Annotated in this window: 12 protein-coding genes; 6 read left to right on the forward strand and 6 right to left on the reverse strand. The window is 41.8% G+C overall.

Going from position 1 to position 13,034, the window contains the following annotated elements:
• Positions 1-149: DUF4372 domain-containing protein (locus tag BLS65_RS19040; RefSeq protein ID WP_125869789.1), on the reverse strand; the 149-nt coding region annotated here is incomplete at its 3' end.
• Positions 150-351: 202 nt separating this feature from the next.
• Here BLS65_RS19040 and BLS65_RS10815 point away from each other — a divergent pair.
• Positions 352-759, forward strand: a complete 408-nt coding sequence (locus BLS65_RS10815; RefSeq protein ID WP_092438847.1) for a DUF1987 domain-containing protein — start codon at positions 352-354, stop codon at positions 757-759.
• 65 nt (positions 760-824) lie between these two features.
• On the opposite strand, the gene BLS65_RS10820 is transcribed toward BLS65_RS10815, so the two are convergent.
• Positions 825-2,414, reverse strand: coding sequence for an OmpP1/FadL family transporter (locus BLS65_RS10820; RefSeq protein WP_092438849.1), 1,590 nt, complete (start codon positions 2,412-2,414; stop codon positions 825-827).
• Between the two features lie 469 nt (positions 2,415-2,883).
• On the opposite strand from BLS65_RS10820, the gene BLS65_RS10830 reads away from it, so the two are divergent.
• From BLS65_RS10830 to BLS65_RS10850, 5 genes are all read left to right on the forward strand, one after another.
• Positions 2,884-4,080 (forward strand): C1 family peptidase, encoded by a 1,197-nt coding sequence (locus BLS65_RS10830; protein WP_092438853.1) that lies wholly within the window; start codon positions 2,884-2,886, stop codon positions 4,078-4,080.
• 79 nt (positions 4,081-4,159) lie between these two features.
• Entirely contained in the window at positions 4,160-4,735 is a 576-nt protein-coding gene (locus BLS65_RS10835) for a nitroreductase family protein (RefSeq protein WP_092438855.1), read from the forward strand.
• A gap of 140 nt (positions 4,736-4,875) precedes the next feature.
• Positions 4,876-5,865, forward strand: a complete 990-nt coding sequence (locus tag BLS65_RS10840; RefSeq protein ID WP_092438857.1) for a hypothetical protein — start codon at positions 4,876-4,878, stop codon at positions 5,863-5,865.
• Between the two features lie 98 nt (positions 5,866-5,963).
• On the forward strand, positions 5,964-6,359 hold the full coding sequence (locus BLS65_RS10845; RefSeq protein WP_092438859.1) for a BlaI/MecI/CopY family transcriptional regulator: 396 nt from the start codon (positions 5,964-5,966) through the stop codon (positions 6,357-6,359).
• Positions 6,346-8,178, forward strand: a complete 1,833-nt coding sequence (locus BLS65_RS10850) for a TonB family protein (protein WP_092438861.1) — start codon at positions 6,346-6,348, stop codon at positions 8,176-8,178. Before BLS65_RS10845 ends, BLS65_RS10850 begins: the two co-directional genes overlap by 14 nt.
• A 117-nt stretch (positions 8,179-8,295) precedes the next feature.
• Here the strand turns inward: BLS65_RS10850 and BLS65_RS10855 are convergent, their stop codons facing one another.
• From BLS65_RS10855 to BLS65_RS10870, 4 genes are all read right to left on the reverse strand, one after another.
• Positions 8,296-9,735: a flotillin family protein gene (locus tag BLS65_RS10855; RefSeq protein WP_092438863.1), complete on the reverse strand. Its 1,440-nt coding sequence runs from the start codon at positions 9,733-9,735 to the stop codon at positions 8,296-8,298.
• A gap of 18 nt (positions 9,736-9,753) precedes the next feature.
• Positions 9,754-10,350, reverse strand: coding sequence for a hypothetical protein (locus BLS65_RS10860; protein ID WP_092438866.1), 597 nt, complete (start codon positions 10,348-10,350; stop codon positions 9,754-9,756).
• A gap of 161 nt (positions 10,351-10,511) precedes the next feature.
• Positions 10,512-11,510 carry a long-chain-fatty-acid--protein ligase gene (locus BLS65_RS10865; RefSeq protein WP_092438869.1) on the reverse strand — a complete coding sequence of 333 codons (999 nt, stop codon included), beginning with the start codon at positions 11,508-11,510 and terminating at the stop codon, positions 10,512-10,514.
• A gap of 147 nt (positions 11,511-11,657) precedes the next feature.
• Entirely contained in the window at positions 11,658-12,917 is a 1,260-nt protein-coding gene (locus tag BLS65_RS10870) for a phosphoglycerate kinase (protein ID WP_092438871.1), read from the reverse strand.
• Between the last annotated feature and the right edge of the window lie 117 nt (positions 12,918-13,034).

Below are 13,034 nucleotides of genomic sequence, written 5' to 3' on the forward strand. Positions count from 1 at the left end.
ACCAGCTGGGGTTTTGCCTTAAACGTCTTATAGTAATGGTCTGCACCATGCTTTTTCACCAAGCTGCTGACATTAATGGCATCGATTAAGTTGATGGCTTGTTTGAAAATCGGCTGTCCGACTAATTTTATTTCTGTATTTTTGCCCATGTTGTGTTTTTTTTCGCAAAACAAATCTACAACATCGGGGTGAAACCTTCGGGGAGTAGCCCCTTATTTTTATTCAACTAACGTTTCAACTGGAATCTTTTTGTCGGACAGTAGTGAAAATAAATATTAATTGAAATCGGAACGTTTTTTTTTCTAAATTTAACCCATCGTGTAAAGTGGCTCGATTAAAATCAGTTGCCGAATGGAAGTGCTTAAACTTAAGGGAACAAACGTTTCACCCGAAGTGAAATTTGATCACATTGCTATGACGTTCGATATATCCGGCTACTCTCGTCCTGAAAATGTACGCGACTTCTACCTACCAATTCTAAAGTGGTTGGAACAGTTCGTGGTTGAGTTATCCACTAATCGTCCAAGCATTTCCAAACCAATCGCATTCAACTTTCGGCTAATTTATTTTAATTCCTCTTCGGCAAAGTTTATTTTCGACATGATAACTCATATAAATGCCATCCATGCCATAAAATTTCCAGTAATGGTTAACTGGTACTACGATGAGGATGACGAAGAGCTGAAAGAGGCCGGGGAAGAACTTTCGGAAATGGCCGATTTTTCATTTTCCTACTATGAGGTAAAAAAAGCAAAGTAACATATTGAAGCCATAAAAAAAGAGTTCCGAATTTCGGAACTCTTTTTTTATGATCATATTTTCTTTTAGAAGTGAAAATCGAATCCGATTCCAAAGCCTATGTTGTTTCTGTTGTAGGTCTCTTTAACACTACCAAAGTTGGTATAAGTAATGTCTTTTTGACTTTGAACGTATTGAGTATATAAGATTCCGAGGTTTATTGTAAGCATTTCGCTTGCCTTAAATGCACCACCGAATCCAACGCTGCTGGATGATAAACTGTGACTTATGTCTGTTTGGTAACCTTGTCCGACTCCGGTTTGAGCATAAAGATATCCAGCGCTAAATAGTATCTTCTCATTAACGTTATACTCCATACCAAAGGAGAGTTCATAAAGATTGTCGGTAACAAATTTTTCCTTGCCTTCCCAGTTAGCATCCTTATCGAAGTAGTGGTGTAAACCTGCGGCGAGTTTTAAGTCAGGTAAAACTTTGTAGTCTATACCTACTGAAAGAATTGCAGGTATATCGTTTCTGAATTTTGCACCATTAGGAAACATGTTGGTTACAACATCTTTTTTTGTATCGTTAGTGAGTTCAAGTGTTGTTTTGAACTCATATTTTATACCGATGTTAATCTTATCATTTGGAGTGATATTTACGCCAATAATGGGTGTGAAACCAGTCCCTGTTTGTTTAACATCAACCGTTTGGTCTTGTGTGTTTGAAGCATTTGTAGCCATTGCAGCTTGTTTGCCTAAAAGAGTTGGAGAGGCTGCTGCATAAGCTCCTTGTATTTGGGCAATGTTAAGGGTTGACGGATCGATGCTTGGATTTATCAATGCGAAACCACCTGATATTGAAGCAACTTGTTCTGGTGTAAGATAATTTGCAGTCTGTGCTTGAGCAAGGGTTAGGGCTGATCCCCCTCCGTTAATAAGGGGTTGTAATGATTCATCAATACCTGCTAAACTACCAAACATTGAAGCCATGTTTGTAAAGAATTCAGTTGCTTTAACAAACGATGTTCCGTTTAATCCAAGTGGGGCAAATGTTGGATTAATTCGGATGTTTTTCAATTCACCTTCATAGGTGTTTACCGCATTAATCATTCTAACACCTGCGTATGCGCTAAACATATCGTTAATTTTGTAGGAAGCTCCAACTTGGGTACCCCAGAAAATTGAAGTCCCATCAAATTTGATATCGGCGGTATAGGCGGTAGTTGGTATTCCACTTGCAGTTAATGATGCTGGTATTCCCGAGAATGGAATTTCAAAACTTGGCAACCCGGCACCATAACTGGCAGTTCCACCACCAGCACTTGGATTAAATCCAAAGGAGAAAACCCAATCGCCCGTTTTGTAGGCTGCGTAAATACCAGGGAAAAACGGAACAGTTACATCACCAATATACTTAGACTCATTTAGCAGAGGGTACTTGTTTTCGATCGTTCTCTTTGAAAAGAGGGTTTGGTTGTTAAGCGATAAGTGAAATCCATCTTGAAGTTTTATAAGTCCAGCTGGATTGTAGTAAACAGCATCTATTTGGGTGGAAGCATCTCTTGCAATCATTCGCAAGTAGGCTGCACTCTGGTTGGCATTTGTCAAAATTCCCCCTGCAAAAATAGGGGCGCTTAGCAGCGTAGCTGCAAAGAAAAGTAGACCTTTCTTCATAGTAAATGGTTTAGATTTGTAGTTAGAATTTGAAATGCAATACAACAACTTCACAGTAACCCATGAAGCTGCAGTTTGTTTAATTGATGGCTATCAGATTCTTAGGTGTCGGTCGAAAAAACCGTTCACCAAGCCTAGGTTGCAGACCATTTTTTGTGGTGTAAAAAAACGGTTGCTGATAAAAATTTGTACGGGAATACTGGTGGAATTAAAGGTACGCGAATCTTTACCCTCTTTTTTGCTCTTAGGTTTGGACCCAAAAAGTGCAATAAAGGATTTCGAAATGTATTTCTCGATAAAAACAATGTAGGCTGTTATAGCCAAAAAGACTCGTGCCCTGCGCATTTACCTATGTTAATTCGGGGGCAATATAGTGAATTTTTTTTTCAGACAAATTTCCGATCTTTATCAAAGGAAATTAAGCTTAATTCGTTGAGTCTTGTCAAACAATTATTTAAAACCTACTATTATGAAGATTGGTAAACTACTTTTTCTTTCTCTGTCTCTTTTATTCTTTATAAATGTTCAGGCGCAGGATACTGTTCGTGTTGCTGGATATAAGTTTACAAAGGAGGTTCGGCTTCCTTATACCGATGTAAAAAGTCAAAATAGGACAGGCACTTGCTGGAGCTACGCAACTACCTCTTTTGTTGAGTCTGAATTGCTTCGAATGGGCAAGCCTTCGGTTGATCTTTCTGAAATGTTTTTTGTGAAGGATGCATACCTTCAAAAAGGTGTTTCTTACGTTCGTAGAAATGGAACAGCAAACTTCTCGGAAGGTGGCCAGGCGCACGATGTTATGAACACCATTAAAGCCAAGGGTATGGTTCCTGACGCAATATTTCCAGGCTTAAACTATGGTGAGAAGGAGCATGTGCATGGCGAACTCACTGCGGGTATGACTGGATTTTTGGAAGCAATTAATAAAAACCCCAACAGGCAACTATCTACAGCTTGGCTACCGGGGTTAAAGGGAATTCTTGACGCATACCTAGGACAAGATGTTACTTCGTTTTCGTATAACGGAAAAAACTATACTCCTGCATCTTTTCGCGATGCCAATGGTTTTAATCCAGACGATTACATTGAGTTAACCTCCTTTTCGAATTACCCATACAATACAAAGGTAATGCTCGAAATTGCTGATAACTGGTCCAACGGTCAGTACTACAACCTTCCAATAAATGATATTATTAAGATTATAGAGAACGCAGTGGCAAAAGGCTACACCGTATGTTGGGATGGGGATGTAGGAAATACAGGCTTTTCGCATGGCAAGGGATTAGCAGTTGTTCCCGATGAGAATACAAAAGAGGTAGCCGGTCTTGAAATGGCAAAGTGGAGCAATATGTCGAGCGTAGATAAGAAAAAAGCGCTCTTTAACGGCGATAGCCCTATTGCTGAGAAACTTATTACTGATGCCGATCGTGCAGCTGCTTTTGATAATACCACCCTTACCGACGATCATTTGATGCACTTGGTTGGCTTGGCTAAAGACCAAACTGGCGCTACCTTCTACATTATTAAAAACTCATGGGCAAAGGATTCAAATGCTTGGGGCGGTTTGTTTTACATGAGTCAGCCATATGTAAAACGCTTTACTGTTGCCATAATGGTTCATAAAAATGCAATACCAGCTGATATAAAAAAGGTATTAGGTTTATAATTTAATGATTGTTATGAAGTTAAAACTGATTTGTTTTTTCTTTTGCTCGGTATACTCACTAGTAGGCTTTTCGCAAAGTATGGATACAATTAAGCTACCTGCACCTCAAACCGTTGGCGGAAAACCCCTAATGGAGGTATTAAAAATGCGAAAATCAACTCGTAGCTATACAGTTCAGGAGTTGTCGATGCAAGAGCTCTCCAACCTGCTTTGGGCGGGCTGTGGCATATCGCGACCCGAAAGTGGAAAGCGAACCTCACCAAGCGCCATGAATTGGCAGGAGGTTGACATATATGTTGCTCTCAAAAGTGGGACTTACCGATATGAGCCCAAGGCAAATTTGCTAATCCCTATTTTGGCAGGAGATATTCGGGCAAAGACTGGTTCGCAGGATTTTGTGGCCAATGCTCCAGTGAATTTAATATATGTTGCGGATTATTCGAAGATGAATGACCGTCCAGCGGAGATGCTTGCCATGTATGCCGGAACTGATACTGGGTTTATCTCGGAGAACATATACTTATACTGTGCCTCGGCAGGCTTGGGAACAGTTGTTCGGGGTATGTTCGACAGGGAGGAACTGAAAACGCTACTTTCTTTACCAGAGAATAAGCATGTGGTTTTTACCCAAACGGTAGGATATCCAGCTCCTTAAACTATTTGATGTAAAGGTTAATGTAAAAAAAGGCGTTCAAGTGAACGCCTTTTTTCGTCGAATATACCGTAGTTTATGTTGCGAATACCGTTCTTGTTACCTAAATTTGGTATCTGAGTCATTTAAATAACTGGTTGAAAATGAAAAGACTGATAGTATTCGCGATTGTTGTTCTTGGAACTGCTGCGCTGCAAGCCCAAACGGTAATGGAGATGAGGTGGACTCCCGATTTTAAGCTACAGGTGCGGCTTTCGAACGATACTAGTCAGGTGTTGGATGTAAAGGCGCTTCAGCATAGCGGATCGGTGCAGGATGCTATCTCGCAATCGGAAGCAACATACTACCCGGTTTCACTCGACCAGGAGTTTATTAATGCGCTAAAAGAAAAGAAGATCGCGATGGATAGCGCTGTAACGGATACAACCCTTAAATCGAGCAATCAAACGTTATGGTCTGCACTTCACTTAAGCCTAGGTGGTGGGTATATTCATTTCATTAACTGCATAATGTATGCTCTGGAATCGGGGCACCTTAACTTATCCGATCCCATTATGCAGCGACCACCCTCCAAATGGAAACCTAACCCTATGACCGAGTCGTTTAAGCGGACGCGTAAGTGGAGCCATTTTATTCCAGACAATCAGAAAGTGGCTCAAAAGGAGTTTAAGGCTCAAAAGAAAAACAACGAACATCGTGATATCATGGTACTTCCTGCCGACTTTAGAGAAGTATTTCTTGCCACTAACGAAAAGGGCTACCTTATTATGAAAACTAAGGGTAATAAAAAAGAGGTGGCCAAAATAGACATTATCAGGTTGCTTCTCGGCTCAAAATACCTTGGTGAGTCTCAAATAAAGTTCATCAAAGCAAAGGTGCTAAATGCAATTTCACAGTATTCAGCCAACAATCTTCCATCCGTTGTTATGTTCGACGATCTCAACGCCGCTGTGGCTATGAGCCTCAATGCTGAGGGGTATCGTATCGATCAAATTGTGTTTAAAGATGCTGATGACATCGATCAGCAAGAAGTTGATCACCGAACAGCCCGCATTACCGGATTTATTAAGGCAATTAACGAGGCCAACGAGCGGGTTTTTAAGAAACGACTTTCGACATACTACGGAAATTAGCCTTCTATAAAAAACTAATAAACAAATAGTTGTGATTTTTATTTAAAATAACTATAAAATATAGTTGTATAACTATAAAACATAGTTACATTTGAGATATGAAAGAGTTGACAAAAGCAGAAGAGCAAGTAATGGAATACTTATGGAAGTTGGAGAGAGCTTTCGTAAGAGATATCTTGGATGAATTTCCTGAACCAAAGCCTGCATACACAACGGTTTCGACCATTGTAAGAATTCTTGAAAAAAAGGAACTGGTAGGATATACCGCCTTTGGTAAGAATTACCAGTATTTTCCTTTGGCCACGAAGAAGGAGTATGCCTGGCAATGTTTCAGGGGCGTTTTGAGTAAGCATTTCAACAGCTCGGTTAGGCGCTTTGCCTCGTTTTTTGCAGCCGACAGCAAGGTTAGCTTGAGCGAGTTGGAAGAGATGAAGGAACTCATAGAAAAGGAGATACAGAAACGAAAAACAGAAGAAGCAAATGGATCTAGTTAGCCTAGTATTTTTGCCGCTAAAGGCAGCCTTTAGCGCAGCCATGCTTTATGGCTTTTATCGCTTTGTTTTGCGTAAGGAGCAGCACTTTGGCGCCAATAGAACTTTTTTGCTTTTATCTATGCTGGTTTCTATAATCATTCCTTTTATTACGATCACCATTATTCAAAATGTAGTAATGCATGAGGTTGCCCCATCGGTTGCTGTTCTCGAGAGCAGCCAATCGATGGGAGTAACTCCTATCATTCTTGAACAGTCACTCTCACTGTCCGAAATGGTGGGGATTGTATATTTGGCAATTACTGGTTGCATGCTACTTCGATTGCTGCTTATTTTGCTCCAGTTCGTTCTTTCTGTCTCGCGAAACTCTCGTCGCGAAACTGTAAATGGAAAAGTTGTATTGATTTCGAACGCATACCCACAAACCTTTTCTTTTTTCGGTATTGTGGTAATGGCCGAAAACGATTTTAAGCGTGCAGACCGTCACCTGTTGATTGCTCACGAGCAGGTACATGCACGCCAGCTGCACTCTCTCGACCTGCTTGTTGCTGAATTGTTTATTGTTTTCCAGTGGTTCAACCCTATTAGCTACCTGCTTCGGGATTCACTCCATGAGGTTCACGAATACCTGGCCGACAGGTGCGTGATACAAGGTGGAGCCGATCAGTTAAGCTATAAGCGCTTGCTGCTGGACTGCATTACCGCAGCCAACATGCCAACTCTTTCGAGTTCATTCAGTGCTAAACTATCTAAACGACGATTCGCTATGATTTCAAAAAAATATAACAAAGGAAACCGGAGATATAAATTTCTGCTTTCCATTCCTATTGCTGTGGTTCTATTTGCAATGTTTTCATTGAAGGTGGAGGCAAACTATGTGTATGCTAAGGAAAAGGGATTTAATCCTTCTAAAATCATTACTTCCATTGAAAAAGTTGTTGTTGGTTCAGAAAACCCAAAACAGCAGCAATCCGTTGAGTTTACAGAACGTGTGACTGAATTGGTAGAGCCTATTTCTCTAATGAATCAATCGCTAAGACTTCAGGTAGAAGAGCCAGCTATAAATTTTAGAAGTAGTGAGAAACTTCAACAGATTACAACCCAGGAGTTAATTCAGATTTGCAATAAATCTGTTCCTGGTGGAGGTTTTCTGAAAGACTTCTCTTTTGAGAAATTGCAACCTACAGAGTTGAGAAAGCATAGCCTAGTTCTTACTGGCGGGAATACATACTGTATAGCAAGTTCCTCAGATGCAAATATTTCAACGCCCACAACATTAACTCTTTATACTACAGACGTCAACGGAATAATAACAGAGATAAAAAGTAAGATTGAGGTTGATGGTAAAGTAACAAAGCAGATGTATGATATTAAAACAACTGCAGTTTACCATTTGACCGTAACAAATGGCTTAAGTAAACCTTTCAATATGGGTGCGGTATTGTTTTTCATGGGTCAGTTTGAGTTAAATCAGCCAGAAATGAAAGCACCTTCGGAAGTGGTGGATGACGAGGTTTTCTCTATAGTAGAAAATATGCCTGAATTCGAAGGTAAAGGTATTGAACATGCTAGATCATATCTTCAGAAGCAACTAAAATACCCTGAAGCAGCAAAGGCAAATGGTATAAAGGGGAACGTTTATGTTTCATTTGTTGTAAATAGCGAAGGTAAGGTTGAAAACGTAAAGATTGCTAGAAGTCTTGAGCCTTCGTTGGACAAAGAAGCGGTTAGAGTTGTTTCGGAAATGCCCAAGTGGACTCCAGGCAAGCAGCGCGGTAAGGCGGTAAACGTAGCGTTTATTGTTCCTATTATCTTTCAATAAACTTTCTGATTGGGCATAAAAAAGTCAGGCTACCAATCCAATTTCTTTTGATTTTCACAGCCATGAAAACAATGGAAACAAACGGATCGGTAGCCTGACTATTTCTTTGATGCCGAATTATGCTTCGGGTTTATCCTTCTTTTCTTTTTTCTCTTCTTTTTTAGGTTCCTCAATAACCTCAGCTTTACCGTCCTCTATCTTTTTTCCATGGAGATAGTCGGGAAGTTCCATGCCGGCCATTTTGAATAGTTCCTGGAATGGTGGAATAGCTCCAAGCATACCCGAAAGGAAGTTTGCTGTGGCAGGTGTTTTTCCATCTTTACCAGAGGCGAGATTGTCCCAAACCACAACCTTATCGATCTTGAGGTTCTTAACGGCCTCCACTTGGATTTTAACCAGTTCGGGCAGCTTATCGGCAATCATCATCATAACGGCATCCTTGGAGTTACCGGCTGCCTTGTTGAGGCGTTCGAAACCGGCAGCTTGCTTGCTGAGGATTTCGAGTAAACCGTTAGCCTGTGCCTCCATTTTCATGAAGATAGCATCGGCCTCACCACGCGCTTGACGTCGGATTTGCTCGGCAAGGGCTTCTGCATCAATTTCAATCTTCTCCTTGTTAATGGTAGCAGGGATAATGATATCGGCATTCTGGGTAGCTTGTTCACGGTTGGCACGCGAATTTTCGGCGAGCTTTTCAGCAGCGTAAGCTTCCTCGAGCGCCTGTGCCTTTGCAACCTTTTCGGCGGCTACGGCTTTACGTTCGGCTTCAGCTTCCTTTTCACGTCGGGTAGCGTTGGAGTTGGCAATGGTAATCTTCGCCAAGTTTTCTCCCTCTACGGCAGTAGCATCGGCGCTGGAAACTTGAACACGCTGGTCGCGCATAGCATTTGCCTCTCCAATAGAACCGTCGCGAACCTTTTCTGCAACGCTCTTCTTTGCATCGTTGATGGCCTTAGCAGCAGCTTCTTTTCCAAGAGCTTGTATGTATCCGCTCTCGTCGTTGATGTCGGTTACGTTAACGTTGATAAGCTTGAGACCAATTTTCTTGAGCTCGGCCTCCACGTTGTAGGAAACAGCAGCCAAGAACTTGTCGCGGTTGTTGTTAATTTCCTCGATTTCCATGGTAGCCACCACCAGACGGAGTTGTCCAAAAATGATATCCTTGGCGAGGTTGTTGATTTCCTCTTGGTTTAAACCCAGCAAGCGCTCTGCTGCATTTTCCATAACACCAGATTCGGTCGAAATACCCACGGTAAAGCGGGAAGGAACGTCCACACGGATGTTTTGCTGGCTTAGCGCATTTGTGAGGTTTATTTCAATGGAAAGTGGGGTGAGGTTCAGGAATGCATAGTCCTGAATAACAGGCCATATAAAGGCTGCACCTCCGTGAATACACTTGGCGGATCGAGCCTCGTCGGATAAACTGCGGCCTACTTTTCCGTAAACCACCAATACCCTGTCCGAAGGGCATCGTTTGTAGCGTTTGAATAGAGAAACAATTAGGAGGAATGCAAAGAGAATACCTCCCACTATTGCAATTACTAGATACTGACTCATAGTTATTGTATTTGGTTTTTAAAGTTTTCTTACGAGGAGTATTTCATCCGAAAGGATTCCGACCACCTCACAAAGAGATCCAGTTGGGATAGTCTCCTCTTCATCGGTCACTACGTCCAAGGTTCTTAGTCCTTGCAACTTAATTTGTATTTTCCCTGCACCCTGTCGTCTTGGTGGAACTGGAAGATAAACGGTTGCTTTTACGCCAATTGCCCTATTGATTTCGAGATTGCCGCTTTCGGAAAGTCGCCCCATAAAATAGTAAATACTCGCCATAAGTATCATCATTAATAGGCCACACGTAGTGGAAATAATAATGGTGGTGGGGATGCTGAGTTGACTGTCGATACAGGCAAGGCCGATCCAGCCAAAAATGGTAAAAAAGGCAACCAAATTTTTGAGGGTAATCAGCTGGAAGGAAATTCCATCATCAATGTCAATCGACGCATCGGCATCTCCGCTTGCATCAAATCCACCAGAATCGGAACCAGCGCCAAAGAAGGCCATCACCAGTTCAATTACGAATAGGATTGAGAAGGGAATGGTAATTAACCAGTAAATCTTGGACAATAACTCCAACCCTTGCCACCATGTAGAAAAATTATCGAGCAGCATAGTGATATATTTTTCGTGAATGTAGGAATATTGCTCGATGTTTAAAAAAAATCTTGGAAGAATATTTACTCTTGGTTTAAAAATCTTGGAAAAATGGGTTTTCGAAACTGTAGTAAAACGGGAATAATCAAATGATTTGTAGTAAGGCCGAAACGTTGAGTCTATTCAGCCATGAGCAGGTTGCATCCGCGAATATCGCTGTTGTCGAAGCGGCCGAGGACTTCAAATTGACCCTTTGCATCTAACTTCCCAAGATCTTTTAACTCAAGAAATGAGCAGGAGTATAGATTGGCTAAGTCAATAACATTAATACCTCCCGATTGGCTACTAGCGTTATAGCAAAATGGATCGTTAGTGTCACGAATAAGAACCTTCATCCATGGTGGGGTCGAAAATACACCACCACCGATAGAGTAGCCTTGTGAAAGTAACTCGGTCATTCCGTATTCCGAATGAATCGACTTAACTCCCATCCGCTGACACAGAATGGAGTGCAGTTCGGGTCGAGGGAGTTCTCTGCGCTTGCCCTTCATGCCACCAGTTTCCATTACAATGGTATTCTTGAGGTTGAATTCATGCTTTTCTGCAAGATCGAGTAAGGCAAAAGTAACACCAATCAGCAGCACCTTTCGGCCAGAGGCATCCAGCTCTGTTAATTTTTTTGCCATCTCGTCGATGTTGTGCAGGTAAAAACCGGAGTCGGGGTGTTCACTTTGCTTGATGAGTTCGTCCATCATGTAAACCAGCGACGAACCATCTCTTTCGAGATAAGACGGTAATAGTGCAAGCATGCAATAGTCGGATGGCTCACCATAAAAGCGCTTAAACGCTTTTAAAAAGCTTCGTTTATAGAGGTCGGTACTGGCAACGTAGTGGTGGCTCCGTACCATTCCAGTAGTTCCACTGCTCATAAAAACAACTTCCGGCTGAAGTCCCAAAGCAATAATCCTTTGCGATTTGAATAGTTCTACCGGAAGAAAAGGAATATCGGTAAGTTGTGAAATCTTGGATGGGTCGATGCCAAGGTGATTCAGGTATTGTGCATAGATAGGTACGTGGCTGGCTTGAAAGTTAAAAACATCAAGCGCAATTCGTTCAAAAACAGGTGAATTATTGTCCTGAATCTCGAATATTTCGTCCTTTAGTATATCTATGTTCATAGTACTTTTGCTTGGTGCAAAGGTAGAAATTGAAATGTGATGAAAAGCGTTTGAGCATCGATTAGTCGTTGAACGGGATCATTTATATGAAAAAAAGCAAGGTTGAGACGGGCTCAACCTTGCTTCAACGTGAAAATGGGAGTGTAATTATCCCCTTATAGACTTGATTCCTGGTAGTTCTTTACCCTCCATATACTCGAGCATAGCACCACCGCCAGTAGAAACATAGCTAACCTTATCGGCAAGCTTGTTTTTGTTGATAGCCGCAACGGAGTCCCCGCCACCAATAAGGCTAAAGGCACCTTTTTCGGTTGCCTTAGCAATGGCGTGAGCAATAGCAGTAGTTCCCTTGGAAAACTTATCCATTTCGAAAACGCCCATCGGACCGTTCCAGAGAATGGTCTTAGAGTTTTCGATTACCTTGCTGAAGATAGCAATCGATTCATCGGCGATATCGAGGCCCATCCAACCGTCTGGTGTTTGGTCAATTTTGGTGGTTTGGATATTGGCGTTAGCATCAAAAGCATCAGCATTAACGGCATCAACGGGGAGATAAACCTTCACGTTTTTCTCCTTTGCTTTCTTCAGCAGTTCAAGGGCAAGGTCGAGTTTATCTTCTTCGCACAGCGATTTACCAATCTTCCCACCTTGTGCCTTAATAAAGGTGTAGGTCATTCCACCACCAATAATAAGGTTGTCGACACGGTCAAGAAGGTTTTCAATAATCAGGATCTTGTCCGAAACCTTTGCACCACCCATGATGGCAGTAAATGGTTTCTCAGCCTTTTTTAGGACGATGTCCATGGCATTTAGTTCGCTTTCGATAAGGAAACCAAACATGCTGTTCCCTGGGAAGTATTGTGCAATAAGTGCGGTGGATGCATGGGCACGGTGAGCAGTTCCAAAGGCATCGTTTACGTAACAATCGGCATAGCTGGCAAGCTGTTTGGTAAAGGCTTTTTGTTTTTCCTTAACAAGGACTTTGGCGATCTTTTTTTCCTCTTCGGTAGCGGTTTCGGGCAAACGAGGTTTCCCTTCCTCCTCTTCATAGTAGCGAAGGTTTTCCAACAGGAGAATTTCACCGGGTTTTAGGTTTGCCGATAGTGTTTTGGCTGATTCGCCCATGCAGTCATCTGCAAATTTAATTTCCTTGCCGCCCATTAGTTTTGATAAAACGGAGATAACGGGTTTTAGGGAGTATTTTGCTTCCACACCAGATGGACGTCCTAGGTGCGACATGAGGATTACGGAGCCTCCATCCTTCAATATCTTATTTATAGTAGGTAACGTTCCGCGGATACGGGTGTCGTCGGTAACTTCAAAAGTTTGCTTGTTGAGAGGTACGTTAAAGTCGACCCGAATGATTGCCTTTTTGCCGGCAAAGTTGTAGTTCTGAATTGTTGCCATGGTAGTTCTTGTTAATTATGTTCTAAATATTCCAAACTGGGTTTAAAGCGTAAAGTTACGCAAAAAACCACTGTTACTCCAATAACGCTTTCGTGTTTTGTGAAAAAAACTACGGAA

Source organism: Williamwhitmania taraxaci (assembly GCF_900096565.1).
Taxonomy (GTDB): domain Bacteria; phylum Bacteroidota; class Bacteroidia; order Bacteroidales; family Williamwhitmaniaceae; genus Williamwhitmania; species Williamwhitmania taraxaci.

Coding starts and splice junctions, on each gene's coding strand:
- BLS65_RS10860 (WP_092438866.1), bottom strand. CDS start 10,350: ATGCTGCTCGATAATTTTTCTACATGGTGGCAAGGGTTGGAGTTATTG.
- BLS65_RS10870 (WP_092438871.1), bottom strand. CDS start 12,917: ATGGCAACAATTCAGAACTACAACTTTGCCGGCAAAAAGGCAATCATT.
- BLS65_RS10850 (WP_092438861.1), top strand. CDS start 6,346: ATGGATCTAGTTAGCCTAGTATTTTTGCCGCTAAAGGCAGCCTTTAGC.
- BLS65_RS10815 (WP_092438847.1), top strand. CDS start 352: ATGGAAGTGCTTAAACTTAAGGGAACAAACGTTTCACCCGAAGTGAAA.
- BLS65_RS10855 (WP_092438863.1), bottom strand. CDS start 9,735: ATGAGTCAGTATCTAGTAATTGCAATAGTGGGAGGTATTCTCTTTGCA.
- BLS65_RS10820 (WP_092438849.1), bottom strand. CDS start 2,414: ATGAAGAAAGGTCTACTTTTCTTTGCAGCTACGCTGCTAAGCGCCCCT.
- BLS65_RS10830 (WP_092438853.1), top strand. CDS start 2,884: ATGAAGATTGGTAAACTACTTTTTCTTTCTCTGTCTCTTTTATTCTTT.
- BLS65_RS10845 (WP_092438859.1), top strand. CDS start 5,964: ATGAAAGAGTTGACAAAAGCAGAAGAGCAAGTAATGGAATACTTATGG.
- BLS65_RS10835 (WP_092438855.1), top strand. CDS start 4,160: ATGGATACAATTAAGCTACCTGCACCTCAAACCGTTGGCGGAAAACCC.
- BLS65_RS10865 (WP_092438869.1), bottom strand. CDS start 11,510: ATGAACATAGATATACTAAAGGACGAAATATTCGAGATTCAGGACAAT.
- BLS65_RS10840 (WP_092438857.1), top strand. CDS start 4,876: ATGAAAAGACTGATAGTATTCGCGATTGTTGTTCTTGGAACTGCTGCG.